The sequence below is a fragment of the Vibrio casei genome, assembly GCF_002218025.2.
Classification (GTDB): domain Bacteria; phylum Pseudomonadota; class Gammaproteobacteria; order Enterobacterales; family Vibrionaceae; genus Vibrio; species Vibrio casei.
This window is the reverse complement of record NZ_AP018680.1, coordinates 2353651-2370775: the sequence shown is the minus strand read 5'-3', so window position 1 is coordinate 2370775 and position 17125 is coordinate 2353651. Positions and strand designations below refer to the sequence as shown.

Below are 17125 nucleotides of genomic sequence, written 5' to 3'. Positions count from 1 at the left end.
CTAACGTGAATCACTTTTCAGACCGTTAACAAGTCGATAAACTGACTGTAATTCTGAAATAGATAATTCACTCCCGTTTATTCATCGTCGTACAAATGGGAACCGTCAGCTTGTCAGGGATTAAATGACTATAACGAGGTCAAAATGAGCAAAGAAATTAAAGCACAAGTCGTGGTACTTGGTGCAGGTCCTGCTGGTTACTCAGCAGCATTCCGTTGTGCAGATTTAGGTTTAGAAACGGTTCTTGTTGAGCGTTATAACTCACTTGGTGGTGTTTGCTTGAATGTGGGTTGTATCCCATCAAAAGCATTGTTGCACGTATCTAAAGTTATCGAAGAAGCAAAAGCAATGGCAGCGCACGGCGTTGTGTTTGGTGAGCCTCAAACTGATATCGACAAGGTTCGTTCTTGGAAAGATAAAGTGATTACTCAGCTTACTGGCGGCTTAGCGGGTATGGCTAAAATGCGTAAAGTAACCGTGGTGAATGGCTTTGGTAAATTTACGGGTGCTAATACCCTTGAAGTGGTTGGTGAAGAAACAACAACTGTCACTTTTGATAACGCGATCATTGCGGCGGGTTCTCGCCCAATTAAACTGCCTTTCATTCCGCATGAAGACCCACGTATTTGGGATTCAACTGACGCGTTAGAATTGAAAGAAGTGCCTAAGAAAATGCTGGTTATGGGTGGCGGTATTATCGGCCTTGAGATGGGTACGGTGTATCATTCTCTAGGTTCTCAAATCGATGTAGTTGAAATGTTTGATCAAGTGATCCCTGCAGCGGATAAAGACGTTGTAAAAGTGTTCACAAAACAAATCAAAGACAAATTCAACTTAATGCTTGAAACTAAAGTAACGGCTGTTGAAGCGAAAGAAGATGGTATCTACGTTTCAATGGAAGGCAAAAAAGCGCCAGCAGAAGCTGAACGTTACGATGCGGTTCTTGTGGCGATTGGCCGTGTTCCAAATGGCAAGCTAATGGACGCTGAAAAAGCAGGTATCGAAGTTGATGAGCGTGGTTTCATCAATGTTGATAAGCAAATGCGTACTAATGTTCCTCACATTCACGCGATCGGTGACATCGTTGGTCAACCAATGTTGGCTCACAAAGGTGTGCATGAAGGTCATGTGGCAGCAGAAGTTATTTCAGGTAAGAAGCACTACTTTGATCCGAAAGTGATCCCATCGATTGCTTATACTGAGCCAGAAGTTGCTTGGGTTGGTAAAACTGAGAAAGAAGCGAAAGCAGAAGGCATCAACTATGAAACCGCTACTTTCCCTTGGGCTGCATCAGGTCGTGCAATTGCCTCTGATTGTGCTGAAGGTATGACTAAGCTTATCTTCGATAAAGAGACTCATCGTGTGATCGGTGGTGCTATTGTAGGCACTAACGGTGGTGAATTGCTGGGCGAAATCGGTCTAGCTATTGAAATGGGTTGTGATGCAGAAGATATCGCATTAACCATTCATGCTCACCCAACGTTGCATGAGTCTGTTGGTATGGCTGCTGAAATATTTGAAGGCACGATTACCGACCTTCCAAATGTAAAAGCGGTAAAGCGTAAGAAGTAATATTGATTACTCGTCGCTAGACAAAAAGCTCGAGTAACGATAAATAAAGAGCCCTACAGTTTATGATTCTGTATGGCTCTTTTTTTAAGATGAAAATTCATACGTTAAAAGTAACGCTCTACTCTTTATAAATGCACAACATATCTAAGAAACTATCTGCTAATTGAGTGAGGTACTCTTTATCTGGACGACGATTGGCTTGAACATAAATAGAGTAACAAATACCATGAAACAGTTTGGCGATATTACCGGGATTGTGATCTTTACATAACTCACCATTTTCAATCGCATTCAAAAATAGCTCACGAAAATATTTTTGATGCTGGCCATGAGTAGCAACGAATAAAGGCCATACTTCTTCACGAGTTGATGTGCTCCATTCAAACCATATTTTAATCCATTGCTCTTCTTTTAAAACAATATCAATTAAACGATTAGAAATTTCACTTAAGTTAGTCTTTACTGGTAGTGATGGATCAATGCTTTCTTGCAAAAAAGCAGAGAAGTTTTGTTCAACTTGATTTAAAACGTCATCGACTAAATCTTCACGGGTAGGGAAATAGTTGAAAGCGGTAGCAACCGATACCTGGGCAATATCAGCGATGTCGGCATGACCCCCACGACCAATTCCTCGACGCGCAAAGACTTCGATGCCGATTTCAAGTAATTGTAGTTTTCTTTTTTCTGGATTTAACCGTGTCCTTGGACGTTTTGTTACCATATCCATATTCGAATCCTAGCTTATAAAGTTTTATGTAAAGTTTTGATTATTATATTTATTATATCAATGAGTCTACCGTTGTCTGTTATGGTGTCAATCGATTAAAAAGGATGTGTTTAAGCTCTGAATGCGGTTAAAAGTTAACGAATGTGCCTTGCGATGATAGAATGACAAGCTTAAGGTTTTAAGTTTAGTCTAAATATCTAAACTTATTTTGTGGTAAATCTAAATATTGAGAAAAATATGAAACACACAATAGAAGTCATGATCTCTGAACAGGACGTACAAGATCGAGTGAAAGCGCTAGGCAAGTCGATTGCAGAGCATTATCAAGGATCTGAGAACTTGGTGATTGTTGGGCTATTGCGTGGTTCTTATGTTTTTATGGCTGATTTGTCTCGTTCGATTGAGTTAAATCATCAGATCGATTTTATGACGGCCTCCAGCTATGGCAATACCATGACGAGCTCACGTGATGTTCGAATTCTTAAAGATTTGGATGATGATATTAAGGGTAAAGATGTACTGCTCGTCGAAGATATTATCGATACCGGGAATACCTTAAGCAAGGTTCGTGATATTTTAGAAATTCGTGAGCCTAATTCGATTGAAATTTGTACGCTTCTTGATAAACCATCACGTCGTGAAGTGCATGTGGATGCAAAATGGATTGGCTTTGAAATTCCAGATGAGTTTGTTGTTGGTGTCGGAATTGACTATGCTCAGAAGTATCGTAATTTGCCTTATGTTGGCAAGGTGATCCCGCAGGAATAAAGTACTCACTCATTCTTTGATGCGATATTGCATATGAATATGGATCATTGGAATGATGTGACTAAAATGATTAAGCTTGCTTTCTGTGGCTTGAACTGAAAGACAAAAAGAGCGACTTGATAGTCGCTCTTTTTACATGTTTATCTTCAAGAAATTAACCAGGAAGGTTATCAGGGTCTTTTTCTTGTAAAATTTTTGCAAGTGAAGCTTGATGCGAAATCTCTAGGCTTTCTCGGCTATGACAGCGAACACCTAAATCGTTGAGTACACCGTCTCCGATACCGTAAACCCAACCGTGGATTTCTACTTTTTGACCACGCTCCCATGCTTGTTGAAGCACCGTTGAGTTGCCAAGGTTGTAGACTTGTTCTGCCACGTTGATTTCACAAAGCTTATTAGCCCATTGTTCTTTCGGGAACTGGCCTAGCCAATTACGATGTTTTAGGTATAAGTCGCGGATATGCAGTAACCAGTTATTGATTAATCCTAAGTTTGGATTATCAATAGCTGCCTGTACACCGCCGCAACCATAGTGGCCACACACAATAATATGCTTAACCTTTAATACATCAACGGCGTATTGAACGACCGATAAGCAATTTAAATCGGTATGAACGACTTGGTTTGCTACGTTTCGGTGGACAAACAATTCTCCAGAGTAAAGCCCGGTAAGGCGTTCTGCTGGTACTCGACTGTCTGAACAACCAATCCATAGGTATTCAGGGTGTTGCGATTCTTCTAGCTTGGTGAAAAATTCTGGGCGTTCTGATTTAATCGACTCGGCCCATGTCGAGTTATTTTGAAATAACTGTTTTATATCTGGCATGTTATGTTCCTCATTAACCTGCATTACTATACACAAGACTGATAAAAATCAAATCCGATTTGTGATCTATTTATCAACTGAAGGTAATCATTAAATTATGTATGCATTAGAAATACAAGATTTGCGCAAGACCTATTCAGGTGGCGTAGAAGCTTTGAAAGGGGTGTCTTTAAGCGTAGAAGAGGGGGATTTTTATGCTCTGCTTGGCCCTAACGGTGCTGGGAAATCGACCACTATTGGAGTGATCAGTTCTTTGGTGAATAAAACTTCCGGTAAGGTGACCGTATTCGGTTACGATATTGATTCTGATTTGGTTAAAGCGAAGCAGCAGTTAGGCTTAGTGCCTCAAGAGTTTAACTTCAACCCATTTGAAACGGTTCATCAAATTGTGATGCAGCAAGCTGGTTATTATGGCGTGGCAGGGGATTTAGCCAAACAAAGAGCGGAGAAATACCTTACTCAGTTAGATTTATGGGGGAAGCGTAATGAAAGGGCACGGAATCTTTCTGGTGGAATGAAGCGCCGTTTGATGATTGCTCGTGCGTTAATGCATGAACCTAAGTTACTCATTCTTGATGAACCGACAGCTGGCGTTGATATTGAACTTCGCCGTTCGATGTGGACCTTCTTGAAAAAAATCAATCAAGAAGGTGTAACAATTATTCTGACGACCCACTATCTAGAAGAGGCTGAAATGCTTTGTCGCAATATTGGCATCATTAACCGCGGTGAAGTGATTGAGAATACGTCGATGAAAGCTTTGTTAAATAAATTGCATGTCGAAACCTTTATCTTTGATTTGTTGGAATGTGGTACATCTCCAGAGTTACATGATGCCAAAATCGTCCACTTTTCAAATAACACGTTAGAAGTGGAAATTGATAAGACGCAAGGGTTAAACCGTGTATTTGAACAATTAACGGCTCAAGGAATTCAAGTGCTCTCGATGCGTAATAAAGCCAACAGACTAGAAGAGTTATTTGTCACCATCGTTCGTGAAGGTGAGAGTAAGCAGTCAAAAGAAGGGAACCTATAATGGCAGAGCTATATTGGACCGCTTTTAAAAGTTTGGTCACCAAAGAAATTCGTCGTTTTATGCGTATATGGATTCAAACCATTGTTCCACCTGCGATTACCATGACGTTGTATTTTATTATTTTTGGCAATTTAATTGGCTCTCGTATTGGTGAGATGAGCGGCTTCACTTACATGGAATATATCGTCCCTGGTTTGATTATGATGTCGGTTATCACAAACTCTTATTCTAATGTGGCTTCGTCTTTTTTCAGCGCCAAGTTTCAAAAGAACATTGAAGAATTATTAGTGGCTCCAGTGCCTCACCATATTATTATTTGTGGTTATGTAATGGGGGGCGTGGCGCGAGGTTTGATGGTGGGCATGATGGTTACCGCGGTTTCTTTGTTCTTTGTGGATTTACAATTGCATCATTGGCTTATTATTATTTCAACGGTCTTTTTAACCTCGGTTGTTTTCTCTCTTGGTGGTTTGATCAACGCGGTATTTGCCGATACCTTTGATGATATTTCGATCATTCCAACCTTTATATTGACGCCTCTAACGTACCTAGGAGGGGTTTTTTATTCGATCAGTTTGCTGCCGGAATTCTGGCAAGGGATATCTAAAATCAACCCAATCGTTTATATGGTGAATGCGTTTCGTTATGGCTTTTTAGGGGTGTCGGATGTCGGTATTATCACTTCATTTAGCGTGTTATTTGCGTTTATTGTGGTGTTGTATGGCATTGCTTATCGTTTAGTATCGAAAGGTATTGGTCTGCGTAGCTAATGGACTCTATTATTACTTAGCTTAAATAAAAAATCCCGCGATGGTTGATGCCATAGCGGGACTTTTCCTTACGTAGTTTCTAACTAGCTAGTAAGTACCATTGGTATTATTCTTCTTCACCATCATTTGAATTGTTGGTCAATTCAACCATGATGTTATCAATTAAACGAACTTGCCCAAGGTGCGCGGCCATTAATACAATGAGGTGTGTACTATCTTCGTTAGGAAGTTGTAATGTGCTAGCGTCGCGAATGAAAATATCATCCGGTTCCAGATCTGCTGCTCGTAATTGATCTTGTGCATCTTCAATTAACGAGGTGTAATCTTGTCGACCCCCACGTAATTGGCTGCCTACCCAACGCATGGTTCGAGCTAGTACCGGGGCACGTTGTCGCTCACTCAATGTTAGCCGAGTGTTGCGAGAACTCATGGCTAAGCCGTCTAATTCACGTACGGTAGGTACGCCTATGACGTCAATATCCATAGCAAGATCTGTGACCATTTTTTGGATCACAGCTAATTGTTGGTAGTCTTTTTCACCAAAACAAGCCACATCAGGTTGTACTATATTAAATAACTTGGTGACTATGGTGCTGACACCACGAAAATGCCCAGGACGAGAAGCGCCTTCAAGCATGTGTGATAATCCTGGTACTTCCACAAAGGTATGTTTATCTAATCCCTCTGGGTACATAATTTCAGGGGTTGGCGTGAAAACGAAATCTACCGCTTCACCATTTAATTTACTTAAGTCATCTTCTAAGGTTCTTGGGTAGTTATTTAAGTCATCAGCGCGTTCAAATTGCATTGGGTTGATAAAAATACTCACCACGATGAGATCAGCATGCTCACGTGCTTTTCGCACTAAGGTGAGATGACCTTCATGTAAGTTGCCCATCGTTGGGACAAAAGCGATACGACGACCATCTCGACGAGCACTTTTTAGCTGGTCTCTTAATGAGACAATATCAGCAAAAGTTTGCATATTTGTTCCTTTTTCGACGGTATCTGGGTTGATCTATTATTAACGTCAACGTTCAGATGTTATTCAAAACTGTGTTCTGAGCCTGGGAATACGCCCGATTCAACATCTTGAACATATTGTTGAATGGCTTTTTGCATACTGCCCGTTTCGGCTAAAAAGTTTTTAGAAAACTTAGGCATATAATTGGCTGAGATACCAAACATGTCATGCATGACAAGAATTTGCCCATCCGTTTCTTTGCCTGCACCAATACCGATAACTGGAATAGTCAGCTCATGAGTAATGCGCTTGGCAAGGCTGGTTGGCACGCATTCTAACACTAAAAGTTGCGCGCCGGAATCTTGAAGTGCAATTGCATCTTTTATCATTTGATCTGCTTTTGCTTGTTCGCGCCCTTGAATACGAAAACCACCAAAAATATTGACGGATTGTGGGGTTAAACCAAGGTGGGCACAAACCGGGACGGAGCGTTCAGTCAATTGTTTGACCGTTTCAATTAACCAACTACCACCTTCGATTTTTACCATATTGGCCCCCGCACGCATTAGCGTCGCGGCTTCTTGGCAAGCTTGCTCTGGTGTGGCGTAGCTCATGAATGGCATGTCAGCCACCAATAGGGTGTTAGGGCTTCCTGCACGAACGCAGCGAGTGTGGTAAGCAATATCTTCAATTGTCACAGGAAGCGTACTTTCTTGACCCTGTAAGACCATGCCTAATGAGTCGCCAACCAAAAGTAGCGGCACTTCTTGCTGTTCAAATAGTTGAGAAAAGCTGGCATCGTAAGCGGTAGAGGTGGCAAATTTTCGACTTTCTTGTTTCCACTTCATTAAGGTATTAATTGAAACTTTTTTCATCATTATGTCCTTTATTAGGTAAGCGCGAGCAAGGGGATGATCTTATTGCTGAGCTTGCCAAATAGTGAGCCCATTGCGACTAACTTGTTGAAGTAGCGCTAAGAGCTCTGTTCCATCAGGGAGTTGTAATTGAGGGGCGATTTCAAATAGTGGATAAAGGACGAACTCACGGACTTTCATGCCGTAGTGAGGAATGGTTAAACGCTCACTATCGATGACCTCATTGCCGTATAAGACAATATCAAGATCTAAGCTACGTGGTCCCCAGCGTTCTTCTTTACGCTCTCGTCCTTGATTTTGTTCAATGGCTTGAGTGCAATCAAGTAATGCAAGTGGAGATAATTCAGTGTGGATTTTTGCCACTGCATTAATGTAATCGGGTTGATCTTGTGGCCCCATTGGCGTGCTGCTGTACAACGACGAACAAGCCACTAAATGTATATCTGGATGTTGAACAAGCGCTTCAATGGCGTTATTTGCTTGTTCAACTGGATTGGATAAATTACTGCCTATGGCAATATAGGCGGTAATCATTCTTGAGACCTTGGCTTAGTTGTTTTACGTTTATTGTATGGGCGTTTTCGACGTTTTCCTGTTGGTTTGGGGTTACCGAGTGCTTGCACCATATTTTGACGGTGAACCGAAGGCGCATCTTGAAATTCTTGCCACCAACATGCTAATTCTTCGGTTTGACCTTCTTCGATTTGACCTCGCATTTCGAGCATATCAAAGCCTGCTCTGAACTTGTTCAGCTCAAGCATTTGGAAGGCTCGCTTTCCAGTTCGACGAGTGAGGCGTAGCTGTAATTGCCAAATGTCACGAATGGTTGCGGTATGTCGGCGAGGAATGGCCAGTTGTTTAACTTGTTGATCTAAAATTGTATTACTTGCTGTCATAATTGCGTCGTAATAGCTGAACTTACGTTCATCCATTAAATCTTTCGCAAGCTGTTGCAAGGGGTACCATAAGAAAGCCGCAAACATAAAGGCCGGGTTAATACGCTTACCTTCATTGATGCGCTTATCGGTCGAGTTTAATACAATCTCAATCATTTGCTCGACGTGAGAGTTTTCATCTTCAGTGAAGTGACGAGCAACGCTTGGAAATAATGCTGAGAACAGATCGTATTCACGCAGTAAATTGTACGTTTTTAAACCTTGTCCGGATTGAAGCAACTTTAATGATTCTTCAAATAAACGGGCCGCAGGGACACTGGTCATCAAGTGCGCAAGTTCCCGTATTGGTGTGGCGGTTGATGGCGCTATTTTCATGTCTAATTTGGCGGCAAAACGAATAGCTCGGATCATTCTGACAGGATCTTCACGATAACGAGTCTCTGGATCGCCAATCATTCGAATGATGCCATCTTTTAGATCTTGTACGCCATTGGCGTAGTCGTGAATACTAAAATCAGCGATATTGTAGTACATCGCATTTACGGTGAAATCTCGGCGTTCAGCATCTTCTTCAACCGTGCCATATACGTTATCTCGTAATAACATGCCTTCTTTCGATTGAGATGATTGATTTTTTTCTGGTTCTTGATGGTGACCACGAAATGTTGCGACTTCAATAATGTCTCGCCCAAACATGATGTGTGCTAAGCGGAAGCGGCGTCCAATCAAGCGGCAGTTACGAAAAAGTTGTTTAATTTGTTCTGGGGTGGCATTGGTGGCGATATCAAAATCTTTGGGTTCTTTATCAAGCAGAATGTCACGCACACCACCGCCGACAAGGAAAGCGTCGTAACCGTTATTATGTAGTCGGTACAGTACCTTGAGCGCATTTTCGCTGATATGTGCCCGTGAAATCGTATGCTCTGAGCGAGTGATGATGTTCAGACTAACTTCTCCATTTGAGCTATCTAGATTGGAACTTTTTTGATCTTTGTTTGTGCTTGAAAAAATTTTACGACACAAATTAGCAGCTTGAGTGAAAATAACCCACCTCGGTAGTTTCGTTAACGCCGCCATGATCCAGTTGAATCTGTTCAAAGCGAGAGTGAAATTTTGAAAACTGTACAGAAATTGAATACAGAAAAAGTTGTGCCAATAATAGCCTAGGTTGAACTATTTTAGAATGGGGAAGTCGCTAAGTTCGTACTTCAATGATTGGGAATGATGCTTAATGAGTCTGGTAATTGCTGTAATGACCAATGTTGGCATCCCCATTCAATCATTTGTTCAACACTGGCGAATTTAAAATCGTTTGGTAATTCAAACCCTAAAAAGATCATAACCTGAATTAAGGTTTCTTTTGGTGAATGAATATTGACCGCGGGTGCATGGTTTTGTTTTGATAATTTATTGCCATGTAAATCAACGGCGAGCGGTAAATGAACGTATTTTATTTCTGGGTGGTTTAAATAACGATATAGATTAATTTGCCTACCTGTAGGTTCGATTAAATCGGCCCCTCTGACAACTTCTGTGACACCTTGATCTATATCATCTAAGACCACAGCAAGGTTATAAGCAAATAAGCCATCTCGACGCTTGATAATAAAATCTTCTTGCGCAAGTTGATGGGGAATATTAATGAGTCCGTGTTTTTGATCGATAAAATACTCTATCGGCTCTTGAACATGTAAACGAACGGAGCAGTCATTAGGTACATTCAAATTTTTGTGGCGACAAGTGCCAGGATAAAAACCACCGTTTTGTTTGATTTGCTTACGGGTACATTGGCAATAGTAAGCTAAACCGCTTACCAACCAGTTCTCGATCTGCTCTTGGTAACGTTGGTGACGTTCGCTTTGATAAGTGACGCTTTTATCCCAGTGTAGTCCATACGATTCAAGCGTTTTTAATATGAGACTGGATGCCCCTGGCATTTCACGAGGAGGATCAAGATCTTCAATGCGAACGAGCCATTGGCCATGTTGAGATTTAGCTTGGAAGTAACTGCCGAATGCGGCAACGAGCGAACCAAAATGAAGTGGCCCTGAAGGAGAGGGTGCAAAACGACCAATGTAAGACATGGTAATAAAATAAAACACAACGGAGCATGAAAGCCCGGCAAGCTTAATCAAGTCGGGTTTTCATGCTTGGTTGGGTTCTTAACCTTGCATTTGCTTTTCTTTTAGCTCGGCAAGTGTTTTACAGTCGATACATAGGTCGGCTGTTGGTCTTGCTTCTAAACGGCGAATGCCGATTTCAACACCACAAGATTCACAAAAACCGAAATCATCTTCTTCGATTTTCATCAAAGTTTTTTCGATTTTTTTGATTAAGCGACGCTCACGGTCACGGTTACGTAACTCTAGGCTAAACTCTTCTTCTTGAGATGCACGGTCAACCGGATCTGGGAAGTTTGAGGCTTCATCTTTCATGTGGCTCATAGTGCGGCTAACTTCTTCACGAAGTTGGTCACGCCATGCTTTTAGAATCTTTGTAAAGTGAGCCATTTGCTCTGGTGACATGTATTCTTCACCAGCTGTTTCTTGGTATGGCTCAACACCCGCAATGGCTAGAATGCCTAGCGTTTTTTTCTTAGTTAGTTCTGGCATACAGCGCTCCTACTTGCTCCTTTTAACCAGTCGCTGGTTAATTAAGGGCGGTACATATAGCAGAAAGAATCTTCATTGGCAAACAAATAGATTGTTGAATGTGATTTTACATGCCAAGATTTTTATTTATAGAATCAGTTGTCTATAAATTCAATGGCAGAGGTTAATTTCATTTGTTGTGGTGATATATCAGCTTGGTAGCAAATCACCTCGACCCCAATGTCTTTTGCTTGTTTTAAAAGTTGTGAATAATCCGCATCAATATGGTGTGCGCTAGAGACGTTTTCAATCCCTGTATGTAAAACAGCGAAAAAAAGCACCGCTCTTTGACCTGATTCAACCACTTCCATCAGCTCTCGCAAATGTTTTTGGCCTCTCAATGTGATCGCGTCGGGAAAATAACCGCGGCCTGTGCCATTCTTTTCATCGAGTAGCGTCACGCTTTTTACTTCAATATAGCAAGGTGGTCGTTGGAGAGCATCACTGGTTTCTAACAAGATATCGATGCGACTATTTTCTTGGCCATATTTTACTTCTGTGCGCAAATTATCATAACCGAGTAATTCTGGTATGTGTTGTTGATTAATGGCTTCGGTCACCAATGTGTTCGCCCGAGCCGTATTGACGCAAATGTGATCGCCTTTAGAATTGACTGAAATTTCCCAGCTATTAGGGTATTTTCGTTTAGCATTGTCTGAGGTGGAGTACCAAATGGTATTACCGGTATCAGCGCAACCTGTCATGGCGCCGGTATTTGCGCAATGCATGGTTTTCTCTTCACCATTGGGCAGAGTCACATCCGCTAAAAAGCGTTTATAACGTTTGATTAAAGTGGCCGATTGTAATGGTGGGGTGAATTTCATCATCTATCCTTGCGTGGTGTTGAGTATTAAAGCTGCTTTTGTATTCGAGGGTGTTTGGCGACCAAAGTGGTTTTTTGGTATCCGTTCTGATTATTGGGTAGAATCGCAGCGTTTAAATCATGACATAAGGATCTTCGATTGTCACAATTGCCAATTATTAGCGTCATGTCTGAGCTACTTGATGCAATAGAAAGTCATCATCAGGTGATTTTGAAAGCTGCTCCCGGTGCGGGGAAATCGACCTATTTGCCTTTGCAAATTTTGCGTAAGATGCAAGTTGGTGACTTGGGGCAAGGCAAAATCATCATGATGGAGCCTCGCCGATTGGCGGCAAGAAATATTGCTCGTTACTTGGCAAGGCAATTCGGTGAAAAGGTGGGTGAAACGGTCGGCTTTCGCATTCGCGGTGAAAGTAAAGTGAGTACGAAAACGCGCTTAGAGATTGTTACCGAAGGGGTCATGACACGAATGATTCAATCTGATCCTGAATTGAATGGAGTTGATCTGATCATTTTTGATGAATTTCATGAACGCAGTATTCATGCTGATACGGCTTTGGCTTTTTGTTTGGAGATTCAACAAGCTTTACGAGATGACCTTACCTTGTTAATCATGTCGGCAACACTGGATCAAAATGCTTTATGCCGTTTGTTACCACTGGCGCATTATGTTGAATCTCAAGGCCGTGGTTTCCCGATTGAATACCATTATTTTCCTTTGCAAGCCAATCAATATCTTGTTCCTCGATTGGCGAAAATTATTCCACAATGGATGGATCAAGAAACCGGATCGATGTTGGTTTTTTTGCCAAGTGTTGGTGATATTAAGCAATTGTATCGACGTCTAACTGAAGAGTATGTTTTGTTCAGTGATGATATTGATGTGTGCCCTTTGTATGGGCAACTCGATAGCCAAGCTGAGCAAATGGCGATTACCCCATCGACATTAGGACGCCGTAAAATCGTTTTAGCAACCAATATTGCTGAAACCAGTTTGACTATTGAAGGGATCCGCCTCGTCGTCGACAGTGGCTTAGAGAGAGTTGCTAGGTTTGATCCTAAAACGGGGATTACTCGTTTAGAGGAAAACATCATTGCTCAATCGTCGGCGCAGCAGCGGGCTGGGCGAGCAGGACGTTTAGAGCCGGGCATTTGCTTTCGAATGTACAGTGAAGAAAGTTTAAAGCGCCAACCGATTGTGCCACAAGCTGAAATTTTAAGGAGTGATTTAACATCACTGCAAATGGAATTACTGCAATGGGGAACATCACAGGTTGATGAGTTAAGTTGGCTTGATTTGCCTCCAGCGCCGCATTTGCAACAAGCAAAACAGTTATTAATTCAGCTTGGTTTGCTTAATCCGCAAGGGCAGTTAACTAAGCTTGCTACACAAAGTCAAACACTGGGAATAGAGCCTCGTTACGCCGCGATGTTAAGCCATGCTAACGTTCGAGGTGAAGCTTACCTACAAGCGGCATTAGCGTCTGTTGCATTACTAGAAGAGCCCGAAAGAAACAGTCTTGATATTAGTCATGATTGGCATCGTTGGCAGCAAAATCAACACAGTAAAACGGCCATGCTGACTCGCCGTAGTCAGCAGTTGGCGAGGCGCTGTAGTATAAGCTTTGGGTTAAACCTAGCCTTTGAGTTAAAAAAGGTCGATGCTGACTTATTGGCGGTGTGCATTGCTATGGCCTTTCCCGATCGTGTGGCGATGCGCCGTCGCCATTCCTCAGGACAATATCTATTAGCCAATGGGCATGGGGCATATATTGATGAGTCGAGTTCTTTATCGAATCAAGAAGGGTTGATTGCGGTTGATTTAATGCGAAATGCTCAATCGATGACGAGTCAAATCTTCCGAGCCATTCATATTGATTGGTCAGCCTTAATTGATGCTCTTCCTGATCGTATTGTTGAGAGAGATGTGGTGCAATGGGATGACGCTAAAGGCAAGATGATAGCAGAGCAACAGCAATGTTTTGGGCAGTTAGTTTTGTCTCGTCGCCATGTCACCCATATTGATCCTACTTTGATTCAGGCGGCTATTTTAGACTTTATCCGTCGAAAAGGTTTATCAAGTTTATCGTGGAGTGATAAGAGTGCTAACTTATTGCAACGGATAAGAAATGCAACTGAATGGTTACCTGATAAAGGTTGGCCGGGTGTGAGTGATGACATTCTTTTAGCAAAACTCGAACATTGGCTTGAACCATACATGGTAGGAATAGATACCATAAGCAAGATAAAGCAGATAGATGTGCATCAAGCGCTTTCGGCTTATCTTGGTTGGCCGTTGAATAAAGAGATTGATACTTGGTTACCAACTCATTATCAATTGCCTACGGGGACTCGCAAAGCCATTCGTTATCAAGAAAAATGCGATCCTATTTTATCGGTACGAATGCAAGAAATGTTCGGTGAATCTGATTCCCCCCTGATAGCACAAGGACGGAAAAAACTGGTGTTAGAATTATTATCACCAGCCCAACGCCCATTGCAGGTAACGCAAGATTTGGCTGGTTTTTGGCAAGGTTCATACAAAGAAGTACAAAAGGAAATGAAAGGCCGTTATCCCAAACATATCTGGCCTGATGATCCGGCAAACCATGTGGCAACCACAAAAATGAAACGGCATTTTCAGCCCTAATTAGTGATGAAAAATGAAGATTGATGGCAAGCGCGATCAATAAACAATGGATGTTTGTAGCAAGATATAAGCTACAAAAAATAAGTAAAGGCAATGCATTGAACACACCAAAAAAGATGGCACCACGAAAAACACCGTCAACCACATCTTCTCGCCGTAAGGTTTCTGATTCGTCACCTCGAAAAGCTGGGCCCGCGCGTGCACGAAAAACATCACCACCGAAAAAATCTCCTAGCCAGAGAACGTGGCTGCGTAAGTTATGGAGCCTTACGTGGAAGTTGGGCTTGGTGTTTATGGCATTTATGGTGGCCGCTGGTTTTTATTTAAATGGCGTAGTTACTCAGCGCTTTGAAGGGCAGTTATTTGAATTGCCGACGGTTGTGTATGCTCGAGTGCTGAATTTGGAACCTGGTAGCAATGTTACGGTAACCAAATTACGCCAAGAGTTAGACGTCTTGAACTACCGTAAAGTCTCTAGCCCTATTCGAGCGGGGGAGTATTCGGCCTCATCAACTAAAATTGAATTATTCCGTCGTCCGTTTGAATTTGAAAATGGCCCCGAGCCGTCACGTCACGTTATGCTCTATTTTGATGAAAATGGTTTGAAACGTATACAATCATTAGATTCTAAAGCCGATCTTGGTTTTTTGCGTATTGAGCCGAAAATGCTCGGAATGCTGGAAGCTAAAAAGGAAGAAACCCGTTTATTTTTAAAACGTGAGCAATTTCCAAGCGCCATGGTAGAGGCCTTGTTATCGACCGAGGATCGAAATTTTTATCAACATGGAGGCGTTTCTCCCGTTGCGATTGCTCGTGCATTTGTGGTGAATTTACGTGCAGGGCGGGCAGTACAAGGCGGCAGTACCTTGACGCAACAATTGGCTAAGAATCTCTTTTTAAGCAGTGAAAAGACGTTATGGCGTAAATTTAAAGAAGCGTATATAGCGATGATTTTAGATTATCGTTACAGCAAAGATCGCATTCTTGAAGCGTATTTAAATGAAGTGTATTTAGGCCAAAATGGCGGTGAAGCCATTCATGGTTTTGCTTTGGCATCACGTTATTATTTTGGACAACCACTGCAAGAGTTACGCATTGATCAATTAGCGATGCTGGTGGGTATGGTGAAGGGCCCTTCTTATTACAACCCAATTCGTCATCCTGAGCGAACCAAAGATCGTCGTGATTTGGTATTAGAGCTCATGATGAGCCAAGATATTTTAACCCCTTCGCAATTTAATGAAGCGGCAACTCGTGATTTAGATTTACAGAAAAATCCTCACCTTGGTAAGCGTCAGCCTGCCTATTTTGAGCAATTACAACGAGAGCTTAAAGAGAAGGTCGGTGATAAATTTAAGTCTGATACGGGGTTACGTTTATTTACTACCTTAGATCCTGTATCTCAAACCTATTTAGAAAATGCAGTGAATAAAACATTGCCACAGCTTGAGCAACGCTCTGGTAAAGGGTTAGAAACGGCAGTGGTCGCAGTGGATCGTACGACGGGTGAAATTCGCGCGATGATAGGAGGAAAACATGCCGGCTTTGATGGTTTCAATCGGGCATTAAGTGCGTCTCGTCAAATCGGTTCGTTAGTGAAACCGGCGATTTATTTGACGGCTTTAGAGACGCCTGAAAAATACAACTTAGGTACCACTCTTGACGATAAGCCTATTACGTTAACCAATGAACAAGGAAAAACATGGTCACCAAAGAACTTTGATCGTAAGTTCAGTGGTGAAGTCCCTTTATATAAGGCCATGGCGAAATCGATGAATGTCCCAACCGTGAACTTAGGTATGCAGTTGGGGATTCCGGCTGTGATGGACACATTAAGCAAATTAGGCGTGGATAAACAAGAAATCCGCCCTGTGCCATCTATGTTTTTAGGTTCTTTTTCTTTAACGCCGTATCAAGTATCACAAATGTTTCAGACCATCACCAATTCTGGAAAGCGAGCGCCATTAACGGCTTTACGTACAGTGTTGGATGTTGATGGCAATGTGTTGTATGAAAGTATTCCAAGGGCTTCTCAGCAAGTACCACAACAAGCGGCATGGTTGACGACTTATATTATGAAACGAGTGGTCAGTGAAGGGACAAGTCGTTACTTACAAGCTCAATATGGCTGGGCAACCTTAGCGGCCAAAACTGGTACTAGTAATGACAGTCGTGACAGTTGGTTTGTTGGTGTTGATGGACGTGAAGTGGTGACGATTTGGACGGGGCGTGATGACAACAAGCCGACTAAGCTTACTGGTTCAAGTGGTTCATTACGTACTTATGCCAATTATTTAGCGTTGCGTACACCAGAACGTTTAACGTTGCCATGGCCTAGTAACATTGTGACGACACATTTTGAATCCACTCAAGCTGGCGGTTATGTCGCCGACTGTAGCGGGAATATTGATTTACCCCAATGGGACATTAATGGAAACTTAAAAGACGCTTGTAAAAATAACCCAACGCGTTGGATTAAGTCTTTGTTTGATTTTTAATTAGCACTATTACGCTATTTATTGTTGATCGGGTTATGATGAAGATCATCACCGCATTATTTTAGATAA

15 protein-coding genes are annotated in these 17125 nt (G+C 42.0%); 6 read left to right on the top strand and 9 right to left on the bottom strand.

The window, feature by feature from the left end:
* The first annotated feature begins 144 nt into the window (after positions 1-144).
* The gene (gene lpdA / locus VCASEI_RS11060; protein WP_086961914.1) at positions 145-1572 is read left to right on the top strand and encodes a dihydrolipoyl dehydrogenase; all 1428 of its coding nucleotides are present in this window, start codon (positions 145-147) and stop codon (positions 1570-1572) included.
* A gap of 118 nt (positions 1573-1690) precedes the next feature.
* Here the strand turns inward: lpdA and VCASEI_RS11055 are convergent, their stop codons facing one another.
* The gene (locus VCASEI_RS11055; protein ID WP_086961912.1) at positions 1691-2299 is read right to left on the bottom strand and encodes a TetR/AcrR family transcriptional regulator; all 609 of its coding nucleotides are present in this window, start codon (positions 2297-2299) and stop codon (positions 1691-1693) included.
* A 237-nt stretch (positions 2300-2536) separates the two neighbouring features.
* On the opposite strand from VCASEI_RS11055, the gene hpt reads away from it, so the two are divergent.
* Positions 2537-3067, top strand: coding sequence for a hypoxanthine phosphoribosyltransferase (hpt, locus tag VCASEI_RS11050; RefSeq protein WP_086961910.1), 531 nt, complete (start codon positions 2537-2539; stop codon positions 3065-3067).
* 154 nt (positions 3068-3221) lie between these two features.
* Here hpt and can read toward each other — a convergent pair whose 3' ends face one another.
* Positions 3222-3893, bottom strand: coding sequence for a carbonate dehydratase (gene can, locus VCASEI_RS11045; RefSeq protein WP_086961908.1), 672 nt, complete (start codon positions 3891-3893; stop codon positions 3222-3224).
* Between the two features lie 97 nt (positions 3894-3990).
* Between can and VCASEI_RS11040 the strand changes: the two genes are divergently transcribed.
* Positions 3991-4929: an ABC transporter ATP-binding protein gene (locus VCASEI_RS11040; RefSeq protein WP_086961906.1), complete on the top strand. Its 939-nt coding sequence runs from the start codon at positions 3991-3993 to the stop codon at positions 4927-4929.
* Complete coding sequence (locus tag VCASEI_RS11035) at positions 4929-5699, top strand: ABC transporter permease (protein ID WP_086961905.1); 771 nt, start codon at positions 4929-4931, stop codon at positions 5697-5699. Before VCASEI_RS11040 ends, VCASEI_RS11035 begins: the two co-directional genes overlap by 1 nt.
* 106 nt (positions 5700-5805) lie before the next feature.
* Here VCASEI_RS11035 and panC read toward each other — a convergent pair whose 3' ends face one another.
* The 7 genes from panC to sfsA all read right to left on the bottom strand — a co-directional run bounded on the left by panC (position 5806) and on the right by sfsA (position 11909).
* Positions 5806-6684, bottom strand: a complete 879-nt coding sequence (panC, locus tag VCASEI_RS11030) for a pantoate--beta-alanine ligase (protein WP_089110777.1) — start codon at positions 6682-6684, stop codon at positions 5806-5808.
* A 59-nt stretch (positions 6685-6743) separates the two neighbouring features.
* Positions 6744-7538, bottom strand: coding sequence for a 3-methyl-2-oxobutanoate hydroxymethyltransferase (panB, locus tag VCASEI_RS11025; RefSeq protein WP_089110778.1), 795 nt, complete (start codon positions 7536-7538; stop codon positions 6744-6746).
* 42 nt (positions 7539-7580) lie between these two features.
* Complete coding sequence (folK, locus tag VCASEI_RS11020) at positions 7581-8072, bottom strand: 2-amino-4-hydroxy-6-hydroxymethyldihydropteridine diphosphokinase (protein ID WP_086961899.1); 492 nt, start codon at positions 8070-8072, stop codon at positions 7581-7583.
* Positions 8069-9511 carry a polynucleotide adenylyltransferase PcnB gene (pcnB, locus tag VCASEI_RS11015; RefSeq protein ID WP_226983281.1) on the bottom strand — a complete coding sequence of 481 codons (1443 nt, stop codon included), beginning with the start codon at positions 9509-9511 and terminating at the stop codon, positions 8069-8071. The genes folK and pcnB overlap by 4 nt, the downstream gene beginning before the upstream one ends.
* Before the next feature lie 131 nt (positions 9512-9642).
* The gene (gene gluQRS / locus VCASEI_RS11010) at positions 9643-10518 is read right to left on the bottom strand and encodes a tRNA glutamyl-Q(34) synthetase GluQRS (RefSeq protein ID WP_089110794.1); all 876 of its coding nucleotides are present in this window, start codon (positions 10516-10518) and stop codon (positions 9643-9645) included.
* A 78-nt stretch (positions 10519-10596) separates the two neighbouring features.
* The gene (gene dksA, locus VCASEI_RS11005; protein ID WP_086961897.1) at positions 10597-11046 is read right to left on the bottom strand and encodes an RNA polymerase-binding protein DksA; all 450 of its coding nucleotides are present in this window, start codon (positions 11044-11046) and stop codon (positions 10597-10599) included.
* A gap of 134 nt (positions 11047-11180) precedes the next feature.
* The gene (gene sfsA / locus VCASEI_RS11000) at positions 11181-11909 is read right to left on the bottom strand and encodes a DNA/RNA nuclease SfsA (protein ID WP_086961895.1); all 729 of its coding nucleotides are present in this window, start codon (positions 11907-11909) and stop codon (positions 11181-11183) included.
* A 138-nt stretch (positions 11910-12047) separates the two neighbouring features.
* On the opposite strand from sfsA, the gene hrpB reads away from it, so the two are divergent.
* The gene (hrpB, locus tag VCASEI_RS10995) at positions 12048-14558 is read left to right on the top strand and encodes an ATP-dependent helicase HrpB (RefSeq protein ID WP_089110779.1); all 2511 of its coding nucleotides are present in this window, start codon (positions 12048-12050) and stop codon (positions 14556-14558) included.
* Between the two features lie 116 nt (positions 14559-14674).
* Entirely contained in the window at positions 14675-17056 is a 2382-nt protein-coding gene (mrcB, locus tag VCASEI_RS10990; protein ID WP_086962125.1) for a penicillin-binding protein 1B, read from the top strand.
* Positions 17057-17125 lie beyond the last annotated feature (69 nt).

Excerpts from the sequence above, each read along its gene's own strand:
- dksA (WP_086961897.1), bottom strand. The coding sequence starts at position 11,046 with ATGCCAGAACTAACTAAGAAAAAAACGCTAGGCATTCTAGCCATTGCG.
- sfsA (WP_086961895.1), bottom strand. The coding sequence starts at position 11,909 with ATGAAATTCACCCCACCATTACAATCGGCCACTTTAATCAAACGTTAT.
- VCASEI_RS11035 (WP_086961905.1), top strand. The coding sequence starts at position 4,929 with ATGGCAGAGCTATATTGGACCGCTTTTAAAAGTTTGGTCACCAAAGAA.
- folK (WP_086961899.1), bottom strand. The coding sequence starts at position 8,072 with ATGATTACCGCCTATATTGCCATAGGCAGTAATTTATCCAATCCAGTT.
- panC (WP_089110777.1), bottom strand. The coding sequence starts at position 6,684 with ATGCAAACTTTTGCTGATATTGTCTCATTAAGAGACCAGCTAAAAAGT.
- panB (WP_089110778.1), bottom strand. The coding sequence starts at position 7,538 with ATGAAAAAAGTTTCAATTAATACCTTAATGAAGTGGAAACAAGAAAGT.
- VCASEI_RS11055 (WP_086961912.1), bottom strand. The coding sequence starts at position 2,299 with ATGGATATGGTAACAAAACGTCCAAGGACACGGTTAAATCCAGAAAAA.
- mrcB (WP_086962125.1), top strand. The coding sequence starts at position 14,675 with ATGGCACCACGAAAAACACCGTCAACCACATCTTCTCGCCGTAAGGTT.
- hpt (WP_086961910.1), top strand. The coding sequence starts at position 2,537 with ATGAAACACACAATAGAAGTCATGATCTCTGAACAGGACGTACAAGAT.
- lpdA (WP_086961914.1), top strand. The coding sequence starts at position 145 with ATGAGCAAAGAAATTAAAGCACAAGTCGTGGTACTTGGTGCAGGTCCT.
- VCASEI_RS11040 (WP_086961906.1), top strand. The coding sequence starts at position 3,991 with ATGTATGCATTAGAAATACAAGATTTGCGCAAGACCTATTCAGGTGGC.
- pcnB (WP_226983281.1), bottom strand. The coding sequence starts at position 9,511 with ATGGCGGCGTTAACGAAACTACCGAGGTGGGTTATTTTCACTCAAGCT.
- gluQRS (WP_089110794.1), bottom strand. The coding sequence starts at position 10,518 with ATGTCTTACATTGGTCGTTTTGCACCCTCTCCTTCAGGGCCACTTCAT.
- can (WP_086961908.1), bottom strand. The coding sequence starts at position 3,893 with ATGCCAGATATAAAACAGTTATTTCAAAATAACTCGACATGGGCCGAG.